The organism is Gracilibacillus sp. JCM 18860 (genome assembly GCF_055395245.1).
This window is the reverse complement of sequence record NZ_AP043868.1, coordinates 931,733-956,152: the sequence shown is the minus strand read 5'-3', so window position 1 is coordinate 956,152 and position 24,420 is coordinate 931,733. Positions and strand designations below refer to the sequence as shown.

The following is a 24,420-nucleotide window of genomic DNA, read 5'->3' as shown; positions in this document are numbered from 1 at the left end:
AAATCTCAATGATAAGTAATGGAAGAATACATTCGCGAAATATTGCCCTATTTAGACGTTTGTAGAGCACACCTTCTCTCTCGTGAACATATGATACAGTGACTAAGTAATACCCTCTTATTACAATGCCCTAAAGTTAGCAAGGAGGGGTTCACATTTGAAAGACAATGACTACAAGCCGAAGCAATTACTAACAAAAAGGGAAAGAGAAGTATTCGAATTACTAGTACAAGACAAAACAACAAAGGAAATCGCCCAAGAACTGTTTATCTCCCAAAAAACAGTTAGGAATCATATCTCAAACGCAATGCAGAAGCTGGGTGTAAAGGGGCGCTCACAAGCTGTGGTGGAATTGTTGCGCATGGGCGAGCTAGAGCTTTAATGGAATGATCGAAAACCAGTTATTCACTTGAAAAAGGAATAACTGGTTTTTCTGTTAGGTTAAAAGCGGAAATAATAAAAAGTGATTTATTGCTATGAACATCAAAAAGGCATTTGTTACTGGTTCGATTAAGTAATGAATACCCGTAAATCAGTTAATTCCTAAACCATGAGAATGACAGGTTTGTCTAACGATTTCTCAATAACTGTACAATCTCAACCGTATCCATAAGATTTACTCCAATATTTCTCATTTCATCTATACCTCGTTCATATGTCTGAGAAATTGCATCCTTTGCCATCACAATTCGAAAGTCCCTTTCGCTTGCTTGGTAAATGGTAGTTCTAGGACAGTTTGGGAAATTACATCCACTAATAATAATGGTATCAATATTTTGAGTGCGTAAAAATTTCTCTAGATTCGTTCTATAAAAAGCACCCCAACGAGATTTATACATAATCCATTCCACATTAGCAATCTCTTGAAAATTCCCTCTTAGCAATTGATCAGGGCATAATCTAGTTTCATTGTTTGGTTTAATTTCATCAACTAATTCTGCCCCCTGTGTATGAGGAACCGCTATACGGAAACCTTTTTCTACCGCTTCTCTGCGACAAATGTCAACATTGGAGCCATCCGCTTTATAAAGGCGAATTATATGAAGAATTGGTAAGTTGTTTTGTCTGAACACTTGTAATAATTCCCTAATTTTAGATGTAACTTCCCATGTGCCATCAATTCGGGCAGGGGCATCAGGTAACACAAAATCATTTTGAGTATCAATCGTCATTAATATCGCATTGCTCCAATTTGGACTTGTGTAATTCATTCATAGCACCTCTTTATCATCATTTAACAATTCGCTTATAAATAAATATAAATATGATCGCAACAATAGAACAGCCAAAGATCGCTCCAGCTAATATTCCGATGCCTATACCGTACCAAGGATTTATCGTTACAGCTACCGCAATACTCGACATAAAGATAATCACAGCAATAGAAAAGCTAATGATTGAAGGAAGATAAACTTTGCTCGTATGGTAATGTTGAAAGAATATACTTAGTAAAATCACCAATAAAATATAGAGACATGCAATCGTAAAGCCGTTTATTGTTTGATCAATTAAATGGATCAAACGAATGCTATGTGCTGTCTTAGGAGCATCGAGCTGAATCGTTTCCAACTTCTGTGTCACTAAATCGATTGTCTTTAACGTAAACTTATCCGGTTCTTTTGGCCAGTTCGTACTTTCTAGAAAAGCAACTTTTTTACCTTTATGAAAAAATTCGATAGAAGTAACTGCTTTTCTGAAATTAGTCAATTTTTCTATTTTGTTTGAAGCCAAATCTAGAATATATAATTCATATTCAAAAAATGATTGAGATTCTTGTGAGACGTCTGTAAACGCCAAATGTTTTTCTTCTAAGGACAATTCCGCTTCATAAAAAGAGTAGGTATTAGCGAATTCCTTAGGAAGAAAAGATGGTTCCGTAGTTCGTGTTTTGTCTTCAATGGAATAGGCATAAATTCGTTCCTTCTCCCCATCAACTTCGTTATAATAAATTGTCTTTCCATCTGGAGATAGGAAAAGGTGATTCATCGAAAAGTGATCAGCATCCGTCAATTTTGTTATTTGTCCTCCAGCTGTTTCAATAGAGAAAAGATCAAATCCCTCTTTAGAGTTCTCACCTTTTTTAAACTCTTCCGCCTCGACGGCAACAAAATAGATATTATCCCCATCACGTGAAAAAATCGCATCTTTGACGTGTAGCTCTTCATCTGTTAATTCCCTATCTTTGCTTTTATTTAGTGTAATCGTTCGAAGTGATTGAATGCCTTCTTGATCCTCACTTAAATAGACAATTTTGTCACCACTGGGTGAGAACTTAGGCGAACGATGCTGTAGATTAGTGGGGTTAGTTATTTTTTGAACATTGGTACCATCAGGATTCGCCATATAAATCGATTCTTTGCCGTTTTCATAGTAGGAAAATGTTAGTTTTGAATCGTCAAAAGAAAGACTAATACTTTCTCCCAGTCCAGTATAATAACGATGAGGGTCATCGCCTAACAAGAAAGAATAGAGGATCATTCCAGATAATAATAAGATGGTCACACCAATTGTTACAAAGAGCATGCGTTTTCGTTTCATACAGAAATCCCTCATTCTACAATTTGAATATTATAGATATTACACCTAATTATACCAAATAGAACAATTGTTATCAGAAATTTTATGAAGGTTATCCATTACTATCATTTGATAATGTTACATAACCTTGTTAAAATTAATATTAAGTAACAATTAAAGAGGCGATTAAATGGAATTTGTTCATCCGATCAAGGACATCCATCAAATTAACAGAATGAAGAAGCTCTTAATTCAGCAATCGAAAAGGGATTATGCTTTTTTTGTTGTTGGAATTAACACTGGGCTTAGATTGAATGACCTTCTACATCTCAAAGTAAAACATGTTTGGAATGGACAAACGTTTTATGATTTTCTCCATGTTGATAATAGTGATCCACCATATTTTTTAAACGATAATGCTAAAAAGGCACTCAAGGACTATATTTTTAGCAATCATGATATGGAACCAGATCACTACCTGTTCAAATCACAAAAAGGCAATCTCCCCATTACCCGTCAACAAGCCTATCGAATTATAAACAAAAAGGCACAAGAAATTGGTTTAACTGGTAAGGTTGGCACACATACTCTAAGAAAAACCTTCGGCTATCATGCTTATAAAAAAGGTGTTGCCATATCTTTATTGCAAAAAATATTTCATCATTCTACAGCAAGTGAAACGTTGCACTATTTAGATATTCAAAACGATAACGATACAGTTATCATGATTGATGTAAACTTGTAGGAAAGGAAAGTGAATCTATGGATCATTTGATACTATCATCTGAACACTTTATTTTTGTTGTAGCATTATTATTAATCATTGGTGTGTTGGCCACAAAAATTTCAACAAAATTAGGCGTTCCAGCTCTCATATTGTTTATCATTGTTGGTATGTTAAGCGGAAGTGAAGGCTTAGGGTTTATTTATTTTGACAACGCCAAAGTAGCTCAATTAATCGGTGTTATTGCCCTTGTTATTATTCTATTCGAAGGAGGACTTCAGACCAAATTCTCCACTGTTAAATCTGTCGCAAAGCCCGCACTATCTCTTGCAACAATAGGAGTACTACTCACTACCTCCATCGTTGCCGTTGCAGCAAAACTAATCATGGATATTAGCTGGTTTGAAGCATTTCTATTTGGTTCCATTGTCGGATCTACAGATGCAGCAGCGGTATTTTCTGTATTAAAAGGTCAAAATATTAAGGAAAGATTAGGGGCCACTCTCGAAGTGGAGTCTGGTTCAAATGATCCAATGGCCGTGTTTTTGACGGTATCGTTCATTGAAATCTTAACTATCGATGATCCATCCTATATTATGATGATCGGATCATTCTTTTGGCAGATGGGAATGGGTTTATTAATTGGTTGGATCTTAGGGAAACTTGCAGTAAATGCTATTAATCGCGTAAATCTGGACTCTAGTGGGTTATATCCTGTTTTTGCTGTTTCATTTGCCTTATTGGCTTATAGTATTACCGACTTTATCGGAGCAAGTGGCTTATTGGCTGTCTACCTATCTGCAATGATTATCGGAAATACAGATTTAACTTATCGCTATTCTATTTTAAAGTTCAATGAAGGTTTTGCTTGGATAATGCAAATCCTAATGTTTGTCATTTTAGGTCTTTTAGTATTTCCTTCTCAGTTATTTACCTTAGATGTGATCTGGAAAGGTCTTATTCTTGCGGGAACTTTGATTTTGGTTGCACGACCTATTGCAGTGCTATTATCCATTACTAAAATGGGTTTTAAATGGCGAGAAAAGCTATTCCTGTCTTGGGCAGGACTACGAGGTGCTGTTCCAATCGTACTGGCCACCTTCCCGATGATTGCAGAAGTTGAAAATAGTCAAATGATCTTCAATGTCGTATTCTTCGTTGTGATGACTTCGACTTTATTGCAAGGTTCTACGATTTCTACCTTTGCTGAGAAATTAAAGCTAACTGGTCCAACTAAAGTAGAACCAAGTCACACCTTAGAGCTTGTCTCTATAGGAAAAGCAAATGCCGAAATAATTGAATATGTAGTAAATGAAGAATCTTTTGTAAAGGGAAGTAGAATAAAAGAAATAGATTTTCCAGATGATGTATTAATTAATGCAATTATCCGAGAGGAAGATTTGATAACACCTTCAGGAGATTCACAAATCGAGGTCGGCGATATATTATATATTTTAACTTCCAAAAGAAGTAAAAAAGCACTGAACAAGTTACTAAAAGTATAGCGGTATGGAGTGATTTGATGGAGGAAAATTCTTTTTATAATAAAGTTGGTAAGATAAACGGCTGGAATTTTGATCATCTTCAAGTAACAACTGAAGGGATAGCTAAGGAGATTAGTCAAGAGGTTTATCAGTTATGTTCCCCAACAGATATTGTGCTGGATATCGGAACAGGGGGTGGGGAGAGGCTGCTAAACCTAGCTGATTCTGTTCTATTAGCAGTAGGGATAGATCTATCACAAGAAATGATCAAAAAAGCCCAAAATAATTGTACTATTCAAAATGTACGTTTTGCTGAAATGCCGGCAGACAATTTATTATTTCCAGATCAGTTTTTTGATGTCATCACTTGTCGCCATGCACCATTTTTTGCGAAAGAGGTAGAGAGAGTATTAAAGCAAGGTGGGACATTTTTAACGCAACAAGTTAGTGAAGGAGATAAAATAAATTTAAAACAAGCATTCGGACGTGGTCAAGCCTTCGAAATTGCCGATGGTACGTTAAAAGAGAGGTATAGGTCCGCAGTAGAGGATGCCGGTTTTGATCAAATTCAAGTCCATGATATAGAAGAAGTAGAATATTATCAACGTCCAGAGGATTTAATTTTTTTATTAAAGCATACCCCTATCATCCCGAATTTCGGTGAACAAGAGGATGACTGGATAATATTAGAAAAATTTATAACTGAACACCAAACAGAACAAGGAATTAAGACGAATACAAAAAAATTCCTAATAGTGGCTAGAAAATAATGTCCGTCAAGACCATATATCTTGGTAAAAGCTCTTGGTAAAAGTCCAATGTAAAAGCATTATTGCCAAGATAAAAGGATATATCTAGGTAAAAGCCCAAGGTGATATCAAGATAAAATAAAGCATGGAGGTAATCACACAAGCCAGTAACTATTTTTTTATCATCAATCAGCTTTAATCTATATATATGGCTTAGCAATTACCTGTACTAAGGAGCTTATGTTTTTTTCCACAAGGATTTAGCGAGAAGCCATGTCTTTTTAAGACCGGTTGGTTCTTCTACGGCTTTTTCTAGCACCTCATGGTTTGGCTCTAATTCATTTGACGCTATTGTGCTGTCATTTTTAGGCTCTTCGCTTTTATGGTCTATTATTGTGGGCGAGTTAGTAGCTTCTTGATCCGAGAATGTACTCTCTTGATTAGAAGCTTCTACTGCTATCTCCTCTTGTTTTAAAATTGGTTCGTTTTCTCCTTTTACATCAACGTTTGGTTGTTGAGCTTTCTTTATTTGCTCCTCCATTAATTCCTCTTTAACTGGAGTATTTTCCGCCTTTTGCATCTCTTCTTTTTCTTTTGATTTGGCAGTCTTTGTATTTGTTATAATAACTTTGTTTAATTCAAATTCTCTTGTTCGGAATGTCTTTTTTCCTTTACTAATAGTAATTGTTCCTCGTTTATTGTTGTTCTCTACAGAGGAGGAGTTAGATTGACTTGCTGAATTTGTGGTTGTATGGTGGTTTTTCGGTAGTTGAGTGGAAGAGGGAGTTGGTTGATGGATCGTCTTCAGCATTTGTTGTAACCTACGATATTCTGATTTTTGATTTGTCGCTTTTGACTGGATTCCGCTGTTTTTTTGTCGCTGTTCGATTGCCTTTTGGTAAGCTTCTCTTTGCTCTGCTAGTTGTTTTTTGACTTTAGCTAATTCCTCATCTGTTTTGTGAAGGACAAGATCCATTTTTTGTACAAGATCAGATGTACGTAATTCATTTACACGACCTTTGATTAATGAGATGTCTTTCTTTAATTGATTGATAGAATGATTGATTGTACGAATTTCTCCTGATATTTTCTGTTCTTGCTTTTCATAGTTATCGATTTGCCGCTGATATGAATTTTCCATTGCTATCATTTCTCCTTTTAGCTTAGAAAATTTCCTTTTTAATAAGATTAACTCTCTTTGTGACTTTAGAAACGTTTTACTGTCTTCCGAATTTATAACATCAAATGTGTGCTTATAAACCTCTAAATCACGCTTTATTTTATCAATATCTTCCGTTTTGTACAGCCTATATTGATACATGACGATTCACCCTTTTTATAGCACATTAATATAATATTGATGAAACATCAAATCGTGACAAATGTGCTAGTTTTTGTAGTAATGAGATTAGTTAAAGTGGTTGCACAAAGAAAAGAATGTTCCTTAACAAATCTGGATAATGAGCAATCGATAATTCCTCATATCTAAAAATGGATAAACTATCGAAAAACTACACTCCTAATTGGATTATTCTATTCTTGGAAGCTAATTTTCTTCAGAATTACGAAAGTCATGGTTGTTGTTACATCTGTGCGGAGTACTATTAGTATGATATTCACCTAACTTCCTAAATATCATGATATTTCCGCTAATTCACTAAAACGTTTTGCTGCACATTGTCATAGGCTATATGGACATTAATCTTATTTGGAGGTGTTTGCACGATGCAAGCAGAGAATTTAGTAGGAGGGCAGGAGCTTCTGTGTATAAATACAGAGAAGGTATATGATTGGATTTTAAATGAAGCTTCCTTTGATCTCAGTCTAAATGATTTAGACTTACCGGTAAATCCTGTTACAGGTACTCAATTAGAGTGTGATGATATTGATCTTGATACGGTTTCTTGTACAGTTGCTCCAGCCGAAATTGATCCAATTGTCGTATTAGACAGAGAAAATCAAGTTTTTATGCTTGATGGAGAAGAAGTAACACTACAACTCGTAAATATTCGAAAAAACTTTGAAGTGACTATTTTTGTTAACCTAGTGGCTGAGCTTGGAGGAGCACAGGTAGAAGTTGGTTCGGCAGATTTTACCCGCTGTGAGCAAGTAATTCTTTGTGCTCCAACAGGAACAGACATAAATGTAACTTTTACGGACTTAGATTGCTTTGTATGTACTGCAACTTGTGATCCTGGTACGACAACAGAAGTAGATGAGTTGGATGTAACCGTAACTGTTCGTCTTTGCCAAAGCATTCAATCTACTTTCCCAGTAACACTTGAGCTTGAAGCAGCTTTCTGTGAACCAAGAGACATTTTACCATTCCCACCATGCCCAGCTCCAACAATGCCAGCGCAATGTCCGGTTGTTTTCCCGAACAGCAATGGTAATAACAGATAAGCTAAGATCATAAAGATAAAGAGAGGAGAGTCCTCTCTTTATTTTTTTCGAGTAATTTTAAGATCCTGACTCATGTATAGAAAAAAACTGTTAGCATGGAGGTGCAAGCATGAACTCAATTCATTCACTACAACGTAAAATGAAAGAATGGAAGAGTGTTCAATCTTCCCAATGGAATGAAGTCAGAGATTTAATTGCTGCTTTAGATACGAGTCAATCATTAAATATTGTTAGTTTTTTTACTTATTCTCTTAATATTACACATGCACAAGGATATGATAATTATTGCCTCGGAAGTTATCATATTAAGAATATCGGAACAAAGCCTCTTATCAATCCCTATATTTGTATAAAGTTATCCGATGAATCTATATTGGAGTTCTCTGGGAAATACCTTTATAAAAATTTTCAGCAGTCAATTCGAGTTGCTAATGCATGGGAACGCTTGAATGAATCGACAGATAAACAGGAATTTTGGTTAAGGCCAACCCATACTCAAATATTGAATCCATTTGAAACGTTAACCTTTCCGAATTTTCAAATTAAATGGAATCCTGAGGATACTTATTCTGAAAGTATACAGGGCTTTACATATGGTGACGAGCTATCAAATGGGCAAAATTCCCTTAATACCATTCATATAAATGGCTCCATCCAATTGAGGGAGGGTGAAGAGGATGAATAATGGAAACCAAGAATGGATGAAGCAATTTTTTGATCAGTATGTAAAGGATTTTACACATCATGAAGGCAATCGTAGTTTTGTTTTTCTTGAAAATCATACGTTACAAATGGTCATGACTTATTTATTCATGCACTTAGAGAATCAACCAATAACTCAAAAGAAAGAAGATATTTCAACAGAAGATTTCGAGCAATTAGAAAGGCTTTTAGATGAAATGATAGAGGAGAGTAACATGGCACACAAAGAAATGATCACGATACTTCAAGAAAAGCTGAACACGTCTTCTTAAATATCCCAATGGAAAGAAACCCCAACGCATTTTTCAAATAATAAAACCTACAGATGATTACCAGTTTTCATTAACTGGTACGTGAAGGGTTGTTAGAATGTGAAAAGTATAGAAAAGTGGTTATACTTACCAATCGAAGTAAAGGTAAGAGAGCAAGATGCTAAGCTAATATTAGCCTATCATGCGCTTAAGGAAGGATACCATGTCATGATAGGAGATCATATTCAAGTCGAAATGGCTTTAGAGAGCTTTCCAAAAGGTATCTTTTTTTCTAAAGGTGGCCCCCATGGTTTTAGAAAAAGAGTAATTACACACGCTAAGGACCATGGACATTTAGTGGTGGAGTTAGATGAAGAAGGCTTATTAATTCAAAAAAAATCATATTTAATGGATCGTATGAGAAGGGATACTCTTTTACATGTTTCCAAGGAATTTTGTTGGGGAAGCCATCAAAAAAGGTCCATTACAAGTGCAAATCCAGATCTTACGAATCGCTGTCATGAGGTAGGTAACCCAAGATTTGATTTATTACAGCCCAAATATCGGACGATCTATGAGGAAGAGGCTCAATCGATAAAGGATCAATACGGGAACTTTATTCTTGTTAATACAAGATTTTCTCAATATAATACAGCAAAGGGAAAGAAGGAAAATACGTATTATCAATTTATTAAGCAATTATATAATAGATTCCTAGATTTAGTCGAAGAGTTATGTAAAAAATTCCCACAGTACACCATAGTTATACGACCACATCCTGGCGAAGACTTTAACTCCTATCGAAAATACTTCTCTGGCTATAAAAATGTCCATGTTGTCCATGAGGGAAGTATTATAAAATGGTTAATGGCTGCTCAAGTAATTATTCATAATGGATGTACCTCTGGTATAGAAGCATTCCTTTTAAATAAACCGCTTATTTCTTTTATCCCATTTGCCACAAAAGAATTAGACCTCCCCAATCAATTAGGGAGGAAAGCAAAAAGTTATAAAGAAGTTATTTCTATACTAGAAAACATTTTTTCCTCTCAGTCGATACTAACTTCAGAAGAGAAAGAGCAGCAGCGTAGGTTGTTGTCCAACTTTTATAAATGGGATGATAATAGCTATTCTTATACCTCAATTTTACAATATTGTAGAGATCTTCAACTACCATCACATGTTACACCGAAAAATTCGAAACGGCTCTCGTTGAATAGAAAACATAGAAAACGAAAATTCACTCTTACAGGAGAAGAGATTTCAGATTTTTTTTCGAGGCTAGATCAAATTGAAGGCAATTCTACATCCTATCAAATAGTACCAATAGCTGCTAATTTATATAAACTTAGTCTTAAGTAGTTCAGTGAGGGATGAACAATCCCCCACTGATAAATACCTCTATTTTAAACAACATCCTCCACGACGTCTAATAATTGCTTTTTTCTTAACAGAGGATGAAATAACAATTGGTTCATTGGAATTGGAATTGGAATTCTCGGAGTTATTTTGTCTATTTTTACCTGACTTATCCTTTGCCTTCATGAAAACAGCTCCTTCATACTTTATATTTCATTATAGTAAATTGAGTTAAATTTGGAATGGGCAAATTCACAATAACTAGAAAAAAAGGCAATGGACATCTAGTGAGATTAGCCCATGTAGTTATTACGTAAGCAAATATTGCTAGAATAATTTAATGCTATTACTGGGTGGAATGTACTTTTGTTTTACTGGTTGGATGTGAGAAGGCTTCCATTCATGATGATTTTTCTCAGATGGATTTGTTCTGTGTAAGGAATGAAGCATCGTTTGAATTTGGCGATACTCAGATTGATCATTCTTAGGAGCTATTAGATCCGGCTCGTCTATTGATCTTAGGTTCTGTATTCGTTCATTATGCTGATCCAAATCCTTTTTTAGTTCGGTAATTTGGTTATCCGTTTTGTTCATGCTGGAGTTTACTTTGCTTAATAGCTCCTCCACCCGTAGATCTTCTATGTCCTTCTTAATTAATTCAACCTCTTGTTTTAATTGCGTGATCGATTGCTGAAGAGTGCTGATAGGATCGGTTATTCTTTCATCACTTACATTCTCTTCATTCATTTCGAATCTCCTTTCAATGATTATCCTTCCATGTTACTTATTCTATCGTATGGTTGATTGCCCAAATCGTGATTAGTCTTAACCTAATGAGTAAAATCTAGCGAGTGTATGAACCAATTAATCCATTACATCATAGGCTATAAGTGAAAATTCTCTAATCTCTTTCTCTTCCAATGAAAAGAAGAGCGATCAATCTTTTTAGGAGGTGTATATTTTGAATTGTTATCAAGTCGACGGAGAGCAAGAAATTCTTTGTATTAATACGAAAAAAGTTTACGACTGGATTTTAAATGAAGCAGAATTTGATTTAACTTTAAACAATCTAGATTTACCTGTAAATCCAGTTACAGGTATACAATTAGAATGTGATGATATAGACCTTAATAGCGTTAGTTGTACGGTTACACCAACAGAAACAGATCCCATTACAATATTAGGCAGAGAGAACCAACTCGTTTTTATAGATGGTGAGGAAGTAGTTCTCCAAATCGTCAATATTCGCAAAAATTTTGAGGTAACGGTATTTGTGAACTTAATCGCTGCATTAGGTGGTGCTACAGTAGAAGTCGGTTCCGTTGAATTTTCTCGCTGTGAACAAGTAATTATGTGTGCTCCCGATGGAACGGATATTGACGTAATCAATGTAGACTTAGACTGTTTTGTTTGTACTACTAGTTGTGACCCTGGCACAACGACAGAGGTGGATGAGCTAGATGTGACTGTCAATGTTCGTTTATGCCAGAGCATTCAATCAACATTTGATGTAACACTGGAAATTGAAGCGGCTTTCTGTCAACCAAGAGACATTTTACCATTCCCGCCATGTCCAGCTCCAACCATTCCATTACAATGCCCTGTTGTGTTCCCCAATAATAATGTTATAGAAAAAAAGCATGAGATGAAGGAGGATTTTCATCCACCTGAACTAAATGACTTTCAGGAGCTAATGGAAAATCATCACACAGCAATTCATGATGCAAGCATGGATACAAATGAAATGAAAGATAATGAATAAAGGGAGGATAATACCCTCTCTTTATTTTTTTTGGAAGCTTAAGATTAGCTTATGAAAAACAAAAAAAGTGGAATAGGTCGATATAAGAGAACCTGTTAAAATACATAAATTGCTCAAAAGCTTAAGGATTAAAAAATGGGTTGAAAATATAGGCCATGCTCTTTAACTAATAAGCTCCCCTTTAATATATATATTAGAGTACACAAGATAAGGAAGGCTCAAGAAATGGAAGGAGCATGGGTGAAGATAACTAAATCAGAGTTAACCGTCCGCAAGACCACCACTTCAGGATGTGAAAGTAACGCGGTCCGACCGGATATTAGTCACTAAACATTCTGTTAAGTTTCGTTAATGAATAACCCTCCATGATGGTAGTCTCGCTTTATCACAAACGGATATTAACTTGGTAAATTGAAAATGGCTTCAACAGAAAGACAAGAGGCCTTATGGATGAAAGGTACGGGGAATAATTTGTAATGAAAGAGGGAGATGTTGTGTATTTTGAAAATAAAAGAATTTTAATCATTGGAGGTACTGGGACTATAGGTACAAGCCTTGTAGGATACCTATTAAAAGAAAATCCACAAATTATAAAAATATTGAGTCGTGATGAATATAAGCAACACATGATGAAGGAAGCTTTTGATTATCATGAGAAATTACATTTTATTATCGGAGATGCACGTGAGTATGACAGTTTAATCGAAGCAATGGAGAGGATAGATTATGTCATACATGTTGCGGCAATGAAGAGAGTAGAAGTCTGTGAAAGTAATCCATTTGAGGCAGTAAGAACGAATGTGATGGGAACGTATAACGTGATGAAAGCAGCAACTCAACAACATGTCAAAAAGGTTGTGTTTACAAGCTCAGACAAAGCGATATCACCAACCAATGCTTATGGAGCAACAAAGCTTCTAGCGGAAAGAATGATAGCAGCTACTGAAAAAAATAAAGAATCGTCTACTATTTTTGCTAGTGTTCGTTTCGGCAATGTTATGGGCTCAAGAGGATCAGTCATTCCATTATTCATTGAACAGATTAAAAACAACCAAAGAATCAATGTGACAAATAAGAACATGACGAGGTTTATGATGACACTGGAGCAAGCTACAGAATTAACCTTAAAAGCTTTAAGAGAAGCGCAAGGTGGAGAAGTATTTGTCTTGAAAATGCCTGTCATTCAATTAGGGCTGCTAGCGGAGGTTTTAATCGAAGAGATAGCAAAACAAAATAGATTAAGAGAAGATGGTATAGAAGTAAAGGTTACAGGACTTCGAACTGGTGAGAAGATGTATGAAGAATTAATGACAATGGATGAATCCAAAACAGCATTAGAGTTACAAGATATGTACATCATTCCAAGTCTATCGAATAACAACAAGGCGTACGAAGGGGCAAAGAAAGCTGATATACGAACCTACAGCTCGTCTAGTCAAAAAGCCTTAGATCGAGAAGGATTACGGGCATTATTAAAGAAAGCTGGATTCATTTAATTAAGAGGAAGAGGAGAAGGTTCCAATGGATAGTTTTTTGCAAAATTATTGGTCTGTTTATCTTGATTATCTTCAAGACTTTGAAAGTTTAGAATATTTAGGATTTTCTTTACCATTTTTGTGTCATTTACCAAGCTACCTTCTACCAAAACCATCTTTATTAACACAAATCGAAAAAATGGATCGCAAACATTTAAGAAATCATGTCCAAAACCAAAAAGAAATACAAACCGTTTTTAATCAATTTGTTGCTACACATACCAAACCAAAAAGAAGAGTAGAAAATGGAAAGGTTGTCTTACATGTAGATAAATTACTACGCTTTCCACCATCAACAATGCAAAGTCATTTCGATCGTAAGAAAACGATTCTATTAATTAATAGCAATGGGCCAAAACAAAAACAAGTAAAGCCAAGTCTAAAAACACAATCACCACGAACATACCGCGCAAAAACGGAAGGGAAGGCTATTCCGCTAACGAACACGGTCAGGGTTAGCAAATCAAAACTAAAGGGAAAATCCAGATCGAATTATCGTGTAACTCAAAATATGCTCACCTATTATCTGCAAAACTACACAGGAGAGGTCGAGAGTGCTATTAAAGAAGTTCAACAAAAAGCGAGACAAATATTAGCAGGATTTAAAAATCATCCTATTTATAGCGATCCAGCCTTCCAAAAATGGTTATTAAACAATATTTTAGTAGTTATTAGACAAATATCTGCTGCCGTTGGTTTTCTAAAGAGAGTACCTGTCTCATGCTTAGTTGTGTCTACGACCCATAGTTATGTAAGTCGAATTCTTTCTATTGTAGCTGCTGAAAAAGGAATACCATCCATTTGTATGCAGCATGGAATCATTTCAAGTGAACTTGGTTATATACCAAAAATAGCGACAGTCGATGCTGTTTATGGCAATTATGAGAAAGAATTCTATCTGAATTTAGGAGCACCCAAAGGCTCTGTAGAGGTTATTGGTCACCCGAGATTTGATGAAAGATTTAATACAAAAGTCGTAAGGAGAGCAACTTTTGATAAAAAGTTAGGATTAAATCCTCGTAGAAAAAACGTCATGATTGCATTACGAGGAGAAGACGATATTAATAGATGGCGTATTTTGATCAAGAAAATAGATAGAAAACTAAAGGTGAACATTTTGATTAAGAACTACCCAAGCAAACAGCCACATATCCTTACGAAGGAATTTCGACATGTTTATTCAACAGGAAGCTATGGACTTTATGATATTTTTCCTAATGTGGATGCTGTTGTTACTTATTCTTCAACTGTAGGATTAGAGGCAATGCTCCATGGCAAACCAGTATTTGTTTTAAATAAAAGTTTTAGAGGCTTTACAGGCTACTACCATCTTCTAGATCAATTAGAACAAACCAGTCCAGGAGTTTTGGCAAATATCATTATCAAGTATTTTTCCGATGCAAAGTTTCGTCATTATACGGATAAAATCCGTAAATCTTTCTTAAGCAAAGCATATTCAATTCAAAGTAGCTCTGGTGAAAGATTAAAAACTTTAATTAAAAGATTAACCAAATAATCATTCATGTCGGGAAGGAGAAATTTGGATGAGTAAAAGCCTAGGAGAAATTCATGACTATTGGAAGCATGTGAGTAAATCCGATTATTATATTGATAAAGTGGGAAGAAGTGAATTATTACTAGAATATATTCAGAAGTATAGTGAGAATAGACACAGAATCTTAGAACTTGGGTGTAATGTTGGAAGAAATCTGAATCATTTAATGAAAAATCACTACAGGAATTTGACAGGTATTGAAATAAGTGAAGAGGCTGTGAATTCTCTTAAAAAGAATTTTCCCACCTTATACGAAGATGCTACGATTATTCATTCACCAATCGAAAATATTATTAAAGAAATACCTAATAATCAATATCACGTCGTCTTTACCATGGCTGTATTAGAGCATATTCATCCAGAAAGTGAATGGATATTTAAAGAGATGGCACGAGTAACGAAATCCTATCTTATTACCATTGAAGCGGAGACAGCAAAAAATTGGCGCTTATTTCCAAGGAATTATAAAGTGATTTTTGAAAACTTAGGGATGAAGCAAATCGAAGCAAATACTGGGGAAAAAGAACTCGGTTTAGGCGCATATACGATTCGTGTTTTTAAAAAGCAAAAGGGTTTAACAAAATTCTTCAGTAAGATGTTTCAAAGAAACTAGGTGATCTTGTGGAGACAAAAATGCGCAATTACTGGTCGTTGTATTATCATTTTTTACAGGAGTTTAAAGAACTTACGTATAAAGGTTTTTCACTTCCGTACATTTTACACTTCCCTAACCTAGTTAGAAACAATAAAGAAGTGGCTAATGCTTTAGGGCAGGAAAATTTTGCGGATACCTTAACCTACCAAATAAATCATCAAAGAGAATTTCAAGCAGCATTCACCAAATATGTAAATTCACATCATAAAAGGTTTAAAAAGAAAAAAATCAATAATGGTAAGATTGCTATTCACGTTGATCCGATTCTCCGAATACCAGATAAATCTTATGAGAAATCCTTTAAAAAATCTAAATCGTTAATCGTTGTAGCGGATCCCACTACCTCTTCCACTTCAAAAAATAAGACTATTAAGTTTGGCTTACCAGTTAAGAACCTCTGTCATTATCGTACCTCCGCCTATAAAAAAGAGATTCTTGCTGTTCAAAATAAAGCAAGGGCTTTATTTCAATCAACTAAACATAGTCCTTTTTATCAAAATCAATTGTTCCAAGCAAAAGTGATAAAAAAAATTCCACAAGCAATTAAAATGATCGAACAAGTAAATCAATTCTTTGATGAGGTTCCGATTTCATGTGTACTTGTGTCAAGCACGCATAGTTATATCAGTCGGATTCTATCATTAGTGGCAGCTGAAAGAGGGATACCAAGTATTTGTCTTCAGCATGGAATAATGAATAGTGAGCAAGGCTTTATTCCAAAGATAGCAACAATTGATGCAGTCTATGGCCAATTCGAAGTAGATTGGTATAAGCAATTAGGAGTGAATCAACATGGATTAAAAATTATCGGACATCCACGATTTGATCAAGCGAAGCAGTTACCACAACAAACAAGGAAAGCATTCCATCAAAATTTGGGGTTGGATCCAAGAAAGAAAACAATTATGCTTGTTGTCCGTGAAAATCAAAAAATTGAGAAGTGGAGGCTATTCTTAAAAACTATCTATGCCAAAAAGTTGGATGTCAATATTCTTATTAAAGATATACCTGGAAAGGATGCCCATCCATTAACAAAGGAATTTCCAGTCGTCTCTTCCTCTAAAATCAGTAGTCTATACGATATATTGCCACATGTAGATTGTGTTGTTTCCTATACTTCAACCGTTGCACTAGAATCCATGTTAGCAGATAAACCTGTTTTTATTCTCGATAATTCATTCCCAAATTATACCGGTTATTATAACCCATTAAATGAAATGGTTCAAAAGGATCCCCGTAAGCTTGCCAAATTAGTTACTTTATTTTTTACAACACCGCACTGGAAAAGCTATGCAAAGAATAAGCGAGAGCAATTTTTGCGCTATGCATACCCATACAAGGGTATTTCAGAGAAAAGGTTGAAAGCATTGATATATGAATTAATGAATGGTAAATTTACACCTTTTTAACATGTATATTCTTAAATTGAACGAATATGATGGATGTAATCCTAAAGAAAAGAAGGAATGTTCACTCTTTTTCGTTCACTCAGGAAAGGGGTGGTTTTATGATTAGCCGTTTATCTGACCTAATCATAGGTACTGCGCAATTCGGCTTAGACTACGGAATCACTAATTTAAATGGCCGGACCTCTAAAGAGGAAGTGAAAAAAATACTACAATATTGCCGAAATAATAATATTCATATTCTCGATGCAGCAGCCGATTACGGAAAGAGTGAACAAGTTTTAGGAGAAATCATCACAGATAACTATTTTACTATTTATTCTAAAACCCCTCATATATTTGTAGAATCTATAAAAAATGTGGATCTACAACAGATTAAAGCAAGCTTTTATCAATCCTTGAAGAAATTAAAAGTAAATCAAATCGAAGGAATTTTTGTTCATAATGTCCAAAATCTAATAGTAGCAAATGGTGATAAATTGTTTCGGCTACTTCAAGGATGGAAAGAGGAGGGGCTAATCAAGAAAATAGGTGTATCGATCTATGACGAAGACATGGTTTCCACTTTACTAGAAAATTATGATTTGGATGTCTTTCAAATTCCGATCAATCTCTATGATCAACGCTTACTTCACTCTGGAACATTGCGAAAAATAAAAGATAAAGATATAGAAATTCATGCTAGATCGATCTTTCTCCAAGGTATCTTACTTGCAGATGAACATATGCTACCCAAAAAATTCCATCGTTATATACCTTATAACCAAAAACTAAAGGCCTTTCTAGATAAGTACCAAATGACAAAACTGGATGGAGCCTTAAAGTTTGTCTCACAAATCGATGAAATTGATCATATATTAGTTGGTATTAACCACCTGCAGCAACTAGAAGAAATCGTGGCGTCATTTGAAGCATTAGATGACAGGAAGATTCTTTTCGATTCCTTTCAACTCTCAGATATAGATTTGATTGATCCAAGGAGATGGTAAAAATGCTAAAGCTCGGAATAATTGGTATGAATGAGGGAAATGGTCATCCCTATTCTTGGTCAGCGATCTGTAATGGCTATGATCCAGAATATATGCAAGATTGCCCTTTCCCTACCATACCTCAATATTTGAGTGAAAAAAAATTCCCAGATGATGCGATCAAATGTGCGAAAGTAACCCATATTTGGACACAGGATAGAACAATTTCTCAACACATTGCTAGATCAGCTAACATTGCGCATATTGTAGATAAAAAGGAAGAAATGATTGGAAAGGTGGACGCTATTCTGTTAGCGAGAGATGATTATGAGAATCATCTTATCAATAGTGAGATTTTTATCGAAGCAGGCCTTCCTATTTATATCGATAAGCCGTTAGCGATTCATCGGAAAAAGGCAGAAGAAATTTTACTAAAGGAAAAGGAAAAAGGCCAAATCTTTTCTTGCTCTGCCCTTAAATATGCCACTGAATATAATCTAGCAAAAGATAGATTAAAAAGGGTTGGAAAGATCAAATCAATTCATGCTGTTGTGATGAAGTCGTGGGAGAAATATGCAATCCATGTGATAGATCCAATTTTGCGCTTGATCGGCTATCACCATCTCATTCAATCATCCACTGTAACGAAATCTGATGGCGCTGTTCATGTAAATTACCTAACACAAGACGATGTATTAATTAATATAACAGTAGTAGAGGAAGCAATATATTTACCATTTCGAATTACACTGATTGGTACAGATGACTATATGGAGCTGGAAATGAAAGACACTTTTCTTGCATTTAAGTCTTCATTAGAGAAATTTATCGGTATTGTAACGAGAAAGGAAGCTCCACTTTCTCATGAAGAAATGTTAAAAACAGTCGAATTTATTGAGGCAGGGATTTAATCTATGAAAGAAACGATTTTCATTACTGGAGGTACTGGTAAAGTAGGATTTCAGCTTGTTCAACACTTTTTAAATAATGGATACAAGGTGCTAACCACCTCGAGATATGAAGCAAAGCTTACAGACATGAGAGAAAAATTGAAAAATACCAATCATTTTTACTCATTAGCTGTCGATATAGAAGCCGACCACGCACTGCGAACCATTGACCTGTTTTGTGAACAAAATAATCTAGTGATCAATATACTAATAAATAATGCTCGTAATCGAGATTATCTACAAATCGTTGATGGTAAAACACCACGTGATCAATGGCTAAATGAATTTAACCTAAATGCAGTGGTTCCATATGAATGGTCCATGCATTTTGCCCAAAAGGATCCATTAGTTTTACGATCTGTTATTAATATTTCATCTATCTACGGGATTGTTGCACCAAATGTCCATCTATATGAAGATTTTGAATCTGAATCTCCAATTAATTACGGTGTGTCCAAAGCAGCACAAATTCACTTAACCAAGGAATTAGCAGTACGAATGGCATCAAAGGGGATAGCCGTTAATTGCATATCATTTGGAGGAATTAAAGGCCGTGTTGATCAAGCATTTGCTGAAAGGTACGCAAAACTCACACCATCAGGTGATATGCTAGCAGAGGAAGATGTAATTGGAGCAGTAGATTTTTTTGTTTCTAATAAGTCTAAGCAAATTACAGGTCACAATTTGGTGATTGATGGTGGGTGGACAATTTGGTAAAGGAATCCATTTGCATTATTCCTGCTCGAGGCAATTCTAAACGAATTCCAAATAAAAACAGAATGGAATTTCATGGTAAGCCAATGCTTGCATGGACTATTTTGGCTGCAAAGGAATCTCAACTTTTTGATCATATAATCGTGAGTACAGATAATGAAAAAATCGCAGAAATATCCCAAAAGTATGGTGCAGAGGTTCCTTTTCTACGGAAGAAGCACGCTGATGACCAATCTCCAGTTAGCTTAGCTTCCTTCAGTGCATTAATCGAAGCTGAGAAGTTTTTTGAGAAGGAATTTTCCACTATTGTCCAATTAATGCCCAATTGTCCACTGAGGACTAGTGAGGATATTCGCAACTCTATTAATTATTTTGAGAAGTCAAACACCGCCTTCCAGATCAGTGTAACAAGATATCAATGGCTGAATCCATGGTGGGCATTGCATATAGATAAAAACAATCAACCGAAGCCAATTTTTGAAGAAGAATTACGCTCTAGATCTCAGGATCTTCCAGAGCTATATTGTCCAACTGGTGCTATTTGGATTGCTCAATCAGAAGCTTTTAAAAAGGAAAAAACCTTCTATGGAAAGAACTATCAAATTTGTGAGCTCGACTGGGAAAGTGCTATCGATATTGACACAAAAGAAGATTTAGCGATGGCTGAATTATTAATGAAAGAGCGATTAAGAATAAATGAGGTGAATTGATTGAATATTTTAGTAACTGGTGGTGCTGGCTTTATTGGAAGATGGGTAGTAGCTCGACTATTAAAGGACGGTCACCAAGTTTGGGTATTAGATGATTTATCTAATGGTAGAAAGGAAAACCTTAAAGAATTTGAATCCAACCATCATTTTAATGGATTAACCTATGGAGATATTAAGGACATTCCTCTTCTAGAGAAGTTGTTCGAGAATTCCTTTGATATTTGCTATCATCTAGCGGCAAGCATTAATGTACAGGACAGTATTGATGAACCGAGCACGACGTTCGCTAATGATGTGGTTGGAACCTTTAATATTCTAGAACAATGTAAAAAAAATCAAACAAAGGTTATCTTTATGAGCACTTGTATGGTTTACGATAAAGCCATGGATGATAGTGGAATCAAGGAGACAAATCAGGTGAAACCAGCATCCCCGTATGCGGGTGCGAAATTAGCGGCAGAAAATATGGTGTTGTCTTACTATTATGCATATGGATTACCTGTTACTGTTATTCGACCTTTTAACACATATGGCCCCTTTCAAAAAACGGGGGGAGAAGGCGGAGTTGTTGCTATTTTTCTAAAGAACAAACTTGCGGGTAAAACCTTACAAATTTATGGTGATGGAAAACAAACAAGGGATCTATTATATGTAGAGGATTGCGCACGGTTTGTCGTCGAAACAGGATATGCCTCCAATGTAGATGGGGAAATCATTAATGCTGGATTAGGCAAGGATATTTCGATTAATGAATTAGCGAAATTAATAGTAAAGGACGAAGCACGTATTACGCATGTACCACATATTCATCCACAAAGTGAAATTGCTCGATTATTATGTGATTATACGAAAGCAAAGCAATTATTAGGCTGGGAGCCTATGCATAGCCTAGAGGAAGGGATCAAGAAAACGGAAGAATGGATTACATCAACGAATTTAATATAAGGAAGGAAGCACCATGAGAAAAAAAGAACAGCTTGCCATTTATGGAGGGAAGCCAGTAAGAGACGCTTATTTACCCTACGGGAGTCAATGGATCGAAGACGAAGATATTCAGGCAGTTAGTAATGTTTTAAGAAGTGATTATTTGACAACAGGCCCTATTATTCAGGCTTTTGAGGAAAGCGTAGCGGATTATGTTGGAGCAAAATATGCTGTTGCCTTCTCAAGCGGTACAGCAGCATTGCATGCGGCTTGCTATGCAGCAAATATCGACGAGGGGGATGAAGTGATCACAACCCCTATGACTTTTGCTGCCACTTCGAATGCAATATTATATTTGGATGGTAAACCAGTGTTTGCTGATATTGATCCTCTCACCTATACTATTTCTCCAGAAAGAATAGAACCCCTCATTACGGGAAAAACGAAAGCGATTATCACCGTGGATTATACCGGTCAGCCTGCAAATTATGATCAAATTCAACAGCTAGCCAAAAAACACAAGCTGTTGGTTATAGATGACGCCGCTCATGCATTAGGTGCGACATACAAAGGAAAACGAATAGGGTCCATCGCTGATATGACAATGTTTAGCTTTCATCCGGTAAAACATATTACAACCGGTGAGGGGGGAATGATTACTACAAATCAAAAGTCCTTATATGATAAATTAAAAAGCTTTCGCACACATGGGATTACAAGAGATCCAAACAGATGGTTGTATCATGATCATCCATGGTATTACGAGATGCAAGATCTTGGCTTTAATTATCGAATGACCGACTTTCAAGCAGCATTAGGGCTAAGTCAGCTTAAGAAATCGGACAAATTTCTTCGTACGAGAAGAACATATGCGAAACAATATACGGAACAGTTCAAAGATTTAAATGCTATTATTACACCGTTTCAACACGAAGATGGTCATTCTAGCTGGCATTTATATATGATTCGCTTAAAGTCAAACAAAATAAAAGCTGATCGCTTACTATTTTTCCAAGCATTACAGAAAGAAAACATTGGGGTGAATGTTCATTATATTCCAGTATATTGGCATCCCTATTATCAGCAATTGGGATATAAGAAAGGAATATGTCCAGTTGCAGAAAATCTATATGAAGAAATCATTACTCTTCCTCTATATCCGAAAATGTCAGAACAGGATATTCAAGATGTCATAGCTGCTGTGAAAAAGGTTCATGCCTATTTTTCTACTGATTGAGGTGAGGACATGAAGGTAGTGGCAATCATACAAGCTCGCATGGGATCTACTAGACTACCAGGAAAAGTATTAAAAAAAGTTCTTGGTAAGCCATTGTTAGCATATCAATTAGAACGGGTAGGTAGGTCAACAAAAATTGATGAAATCGTGGTGGCTACAACTTGTCATTCAGGCGATAATCCAATTATATCATTATGTCAAGAATTAGATATTGCATGGTATCGCGGATCTGAAGAGGATGTGCTTGATCGTTATTTTCGCACTGCTATGATTGCAAGAGCGGACATCATTGTACGATTGACAGCGGATTGTCCTTTAATCGATCCTTTTCAAATAGATAAGGTAATTGAAACCTATCTTCAGCATGATCATCCTTATCGATTTGTGTCCAACACACTGAAAAGAACCTTTCCGAGGGGATTAGATACAGAAGTTTTTAGTTTTGGAGCCTTAAAAAAGACACATCAAGAAGCAATAAATCCAATAGACCGTGAACATGTTACCAGATACATGCTTCACCATCCAGACTTATTTCCATTTGTTAATGTCTCATCCTCTACTAATTATAGTCACCATCGCTGGACGGTGGATACGATAGAGGATTATCGATTAATCAAAAGAATCTTAGAGGAAATATATCCAAGAAACCCGAAATTCACCTTTTCAGATACGTTAAAGGTTTTAGAAGAAAACCCAGAATGGCAATTAATCAACACAAGTATACAACAGAAAGAAGATTAGTAGGTGGATGCTTTGAATATTTTTATTAGAACAGATGCCTCAAGAGAAATTGGAACTGGCCATGTCATGAGATGTCTTGTCTTAGCGGATATGTTGCAAGAAAACCAAGCAAATGTTATTTTTATTTGTCATGATTTTCCTGGTCATCTGATAAAGGAAATTAAAAGACACGGTTTCGAGGTGATGGTATTATCAGGATCTGTCGATAACAACCACTTTGAATGGATGCTTTCCGAATGGAAGAAGGATGTAAAGAAAACGAAGGAGATTCTATCAGTCTATCCCTCCGTCGATTGGTTAATTATCGACCATTATGCTATCGATCAGAAGTGGGAAAAAGCGATAAGACCTAAAGTAAAAAAGATAATGGTAATAGATGATTTAGCCGATAGAAAACATGATTGCGATCTTTTATTAGATCAAAATGAATTGCCAAATAAAGAATCTCGATATGATCGGTTAATACCAGAGAATGCGACCACTCTACTTGGAATTAATTTTGTATTACTGAGAAAAGAATTTCAACAGATTCATCGTAGGCGAGTGAAAAGCTCAAATTTAAAGAGAATTCTCGTCTCATTTGGTGGAAGTGATCCTACTAATGAAACGATGAAGGTGCTAAAGGCAATTGATCAACTACCGAAGACCAAATTATTTGTAGATGTGGTAATCGGTAGTTCTAATCCATTTCAACAACAGTTAAGAGACTACTGTGTTGCTCGTTCCGATCGTGAGTTTCATATTCAAATAGATTATCTAGTAGATTTAATGGTTAAAGCAGATTTAGCGATTGGAGCAGGTGGAACAACGACATGGGAGAGATGCTATCTCCATCTTCCAACTATTACAATTGAGACGGCCACCAATCAAACCGAAATTCTCGAGCATGTAGCAAATTTAGGAGCAATTTATCACTTAGGGAAAAGTGAAGAGGTGACAGAAGAAATGATTGGATCAACCTTGGAGCAAATAATGTACCACCCCATTCTATTAAAAAGGATGTCAGACGCCTGTCAGAAATTAATCAAGGATTATGATCAAGAATCTCTAATTAAGCATATCATGGAGGTTTAG

Annotated in this window: 26 protein-coding genes; 21 read left to right on the top strand and 5 right to left on the bottom strand. The window is 35.6% G+C overall.

The features are described 5' to 3' along the window. Nucleotides 1-157 precede the first annotated feature (157 nt). Nucleotides 158-382, top strand: coding sequence for a helix-turn-helix domain-containing protein (locus tag ACZ5R4_RS05110; protein WP_054859055.1), 225 nt, complete (start codon nt 158-160; stop codon nt 380-382). A 187-nt stretch (nt 383-569) separates the two neighbouring features. Here ACZ5R4_RS05110 and ACZ5R4_RS05105 read toward each other — a convergent pair whose 3' ends face one another. Both ACZ5R4_RS05105 and ACZ5R4_RS05100 read right to left on the bottom strand, forming a co-directional pair. Beyond that, entirely contained in the window at nt 570-1,211 is a 642-nt protein-coding gene (locus ACZ5R4_RS05105) for a cysteine hydrolase family protein (protein ID WP_464368152.1), read from the bottom strand. 19 nt (nt 1,212-1,230) lie between these two features. Then, nucleotides 1,231-2,538 carry a TolB family protein gene (locus ACZ5R4_RS05100; protein WP_464368151.1) on the bottom strand — a complete coding sequence of 436 codons (1,308 nt, stop codon included), beginning with the start codon at nt 2,536-2,538 and terminating at the stop codon, nt 1,231-1,233. 169 nt (nt 2,539-2,707) lie between these two features. On the opposite strand from ACZ5R4_RS05100, the gene ACZ5R4_RS05095 reads away from it, so the two are divergent. From ACZ5R4_RS05095 to ACZ5R4_RS05085, 3 genes are read left to right on the top strand one after another with little or no spacing between them, the layout of a single operon-like run. Continuing rightward, a complete protein-coding gene (locus ACZ5R4_RS05095) occupies nt 2,708-3,262 on the top strand; it encodes a tyrosine-type recombinase/integrase (RefSeq protein ID WP_277679822.1) in 555 nt (184 codons plus the stop codon). A 17-nt stretch (nt 3,263-3,279) separates the two neighbouring features. Continuing rightward, entirely contained in the window at nt 3,280-4,746 is a 1,467-nt protein-coding gene (locus tag ACZ5R4_RS05090; protein ID WP_109983952.1) for a potassium/proton antiporter, read from the top strand. 17 nt (nt 4,747-4,763) lie between these two features. Next, complete coding sequence (locus ACZ5R4_RS05085; protein ID WP_109983953.1) at nt 4,764-5,495, top strand: class I SAM-dependent methyltransferase; 732 nt, start codon at nt 4,764-4,766, stop codon at nt 5,493-5,495. A 217-nt stretch (nt 5,496-5,712) separates the two neighbouring features. Here ACZ5R4_RS05085 and ACZ5R4_RS05080 read toward each other — a convergent pair whose 3' ends face one another. Next, nucleotides 5,713-6,795: a hypothetical protein gene (locus ACZ5R4_RS05080; protein WP_054859059.1), complete on the bottom strand. Its 1,083-nt coding sequence runs from the start codon at nt 6,793-6,795 to the stop codon at nt 5,713-5,715. 404 nt (nt 6,796-7,199) lie between these two features. On the opposite strand from ACZ5R4_RS05080, the gene ACZ5R4_RS05075 reads away from it, so the two are divergent. The 4 genes from ACZ5R4_RS05075 to ACZ5R4_RS05060 all read left to right on the top strand — a co-directional run bounded on the left by ACZ5R4_RS05075 (nt 7,200) and on the right by ACZ5R4_RS05060 (nt 10,192). Then, complete coding sequence (locus ACZ5R4_RS05075) at nt 7,200-7,877, top strand: BMQ_0737 family morphogenetic spore coat protein (RefSeq protein ID WP_054859060.1); 678 nt, start codon at nt 7,200-7,202, stop codon at nt 7,875-7,877. A gap of 109 nt (nt 7,878-7,986) precedes the next feature. Further along, nucleotides 7,987-8,562, top strand: a complete 576-nt coding sequence (locus ACZ5R4_RS05070; RefSeq protein ID WP_054859061.1) for a hypothetical protein — start codon at nt 7,987-7,989, stop codon at nt 8,560-8,562. Then, entirely contained in the window at nt 8,555-8,851 is a 297-nt protein-coding gene (locus tag ACZ5R4_RS05065) for a hypothetical protein (protein WP_054859062.1), read from the top strand. The genes ACZ5R4_RS05070 and ACZ5R4_RS05065 overlap by 8 nt, the downstream gene beginning before the upstream one ends. A gap of 99 nt (nt 8,852-8,950) precedes the next feature. Next, on the top strand, nt 8,951-10,192 hold the full coding sequence (locus tag ACZ5R4_RS05060; RefSeq protein WP_464368150.1) for a surface carbohydrate biosynthesis protein: 1,242 nt from the start codon (nt 8,951-8,953) through the stop codon (nt 10,190-10,192). Nucleotides 10,193-10,231: 39 nt separating this feature from the next. Here ACZ5R4_RS05060 and ACZ5R4_RS05055 read toward each other — a convergent pair whose 3' ends face one another. Together ACZ5R4_RS05055 and ACZ5R4_RS05050 are read right to left on the bottom strand one after the other, a co-directional pair. Next, nucleotides 10,232-10,375: a hypothetical protein gene (locus tag ACZ5R4_RS05055; protein ID WP_347833934.1), complete on the bottom strand. Its 144-nt coding sequence runs from the start codon at nt 10,373-10,375 to the stop codon at nt 10,232-10,234. A gap of 141 nt (nt 10,376-10,516) precedes the next feature. Beyond that, nucleotides 10,517-10,936 (bottom strand): hypothetical protein, encoded by a 420-nt coding sequence (locus tag ACZ5R4_RS05050; RefSeq protein ID WP_054859065.1) that lies wholly within the window; start codon nt 10,934-10,936, stop codon nt 10,517-10,519. A 214-nt stretch (nt 10,937-11,150) separates the two neighbouring features. Here ACZ5R4_RS05050 and ACZ5R4_RS05045 point away from each other — a divergent pair, with 214 nt between their 5' ends. The 13 genes from ACZ5R4_RS05045 (at nt 11,151) to pseG (ending at nt 24,420) form a co-directional block, all read left to right on the top strand. Continuing rightward, the gene (locus ACZ5R4_RS05045) at nt 11,151-11,951 is read left to right on the top strand and encodes a BMQ_0737 family morphogenetic spore coat protein (RefSeq protein WP_277680208.1); all 801 of its coding nucleotides are present in this window, start codon (nt 11,151-11,153) and stop codon (nt 11,949-11,951) included. Between the two features lie 494 nt (nt 11,952-12,445). Continuing rightward, nucleotides 12,446-13,447 carry an SDR family NAD(P)-dependent oxidoreductase gene (locus tag ACZ5R4_RS05040; protein ID WP_464368470.1) on the top strand — a complete coding sequence of 334 codons (1,002 nt, stop codon included), beginning with the start codon at nt 12,446-12,448 and terminating at the stop codon, nt 13,445-13,447. 25 nt (nt 13,448-13,472) lie between these two features. Then, nucleotides 13,473-15,002 carry a capsular polysaccharide export protein, LipB/KpsS family gene (locus ACZ5R4_RS05035; RefSeq protein ID WP_054859067.1) on the top strand — a complete coding sequence of 510 codons (1,530 nt, stop codon included), beginning with the start codon at nt 13,473-13,475 and terminating at the stop codon, nt 15,000-15,002. 28 nt (nt 15,003-15,030) lie between these two features. Then, nucleotides 15,031-15,654 (top strand): class I SAM-dependent methyltransferase, encoded by a 624-nt coding sequence (locus ACZ5R4_RS05030; RefSeq protein ID WP_109983959.1) that lies wholly within the window; start codon nt 15,031-15,033, stop codon nt 15,652-15,654. Nucleotides 15,655-15,674: 20 nt separating this feature from the next. Beyond that, nucleotides 15,675-17,105 (top strand): hypothetical protein, encoded by a 1,431-nt coding sequence (locus ACZ5R4_RS05025; RefSeq protein WP_109983960.1) that lies wholly within the window; start codon nt 15,675-15,677, stop codon nt 17,103-17,105. Nucleotides 17,106-17,203: 98 nt separating this feature from the next. Then, the gene (locus tag ACZ5R4_RS05020; protein WP_054859071.1) at nt 17,204-18,091 is read left to right on the top strand and encodes an aldo/keto reductase; all 888 of its coding nucleotides are present in this window, start codon (nt 17,204-17,206) and stop codon (nt 18,089-18,091) included. A 2-nt stretch (nt 18,092-18,093) separates the two neighbouring features. Further along, the gene (locus tag ACZ5R4_RS05015; protein ID WP_054787863.1) at nt 18,094-18,981 is read left to right on the top strand and encodes a Gfo/Idh/MocA family oxidoreductase; all 888 of its coding nucleotides are present in this window, start codon (nt 18,094-18,096) and stop codon (nt 18,979-18,981) included. 3 nt (nt 18,982-18,984) lie between these two features. Next, the gene (locus ACZ5R4_RS05010) at nt 18,985-19,737 is read left to right on the top strand and encodes an SDR family oxidoreductase (RefSeq protein ID WP_464368149.1); all 753 of its coding nucleotides are present in this window, start codon (nt 18,985-18,987) and stop codon (nt 19,735-19,737) included. Further along, on the top strand, nt 19,731-20,444 hold the full coding sequence (locus ACZ5R4_RS05005) for an acylneuraminate cytidylyltransferase family protein (protein ID WP_464368148.1): 714 nt from the start codon (nt 19,731-19,733) through the stop codon (nt 20,442-20,444). The genes ACZ5R4_RS05010 and ACZ5R4_RS05005 overlap by 7 nt, the downstream gene beginning before the upstream one ends. Further along, nucleotides 20,445-21,389 carry a dTDP-glucose 4,6-dehydratase gene (locus ACZ5R4_RS05000; RefSeq protein ID WP_277678296.1) on the top strand — a complete coding sequence of 315 codons (945 nt, stop codon included), beginning with the start codon at nt 20,445-20,447 and terminating at the stop codon, nt 21,387-21,389. Nucleotides 21,390-21,402: 13 nt separating this feature from the next. Further along, the gene (gene pseC / locus ACZ5R4_RS04995) at nt 21,403-22,605 is read left to right on the top strand and encodes a UDP-4-amino-4,6-dideoxy-N-acetyl-beta-L-altrosamine transaminase (RefSeq protein ID WP_109983966.1); all 1,203 of its coding nucleotides are present in this window, start codon (nt 21,403-21,405) and stop codon (nt 22,603-22,605) included. A gap of 9 nt (nt 22,606-22,614) precedes the next feature. Then, a complete protein-coding gene (locus ACZ5R4_RS04990; RefSeq protein ID WP_464368147.1) occupies nt 22,615-23,346 on the top strand; it encodes a cytidylyltransferase domain-containing protein in 732 nt (243 codons plus the stop codon). Nucleotides 23,347-23,358: 12 nt separating this feature from the next. Next, on the top strand, nt 23,359-24,420 hold the full coding sequence (pseG, locus tag ACZ5R4_RS04985; protein ID WP_464368146.1) for a UDP-2,4-diacetamido-2,4,6-trideoxy-beta-L-altropyranose hydrolase: 1,062 nt from the start codon (nt 23,359-23,361) through the stop codon (nt 24,418-24,420).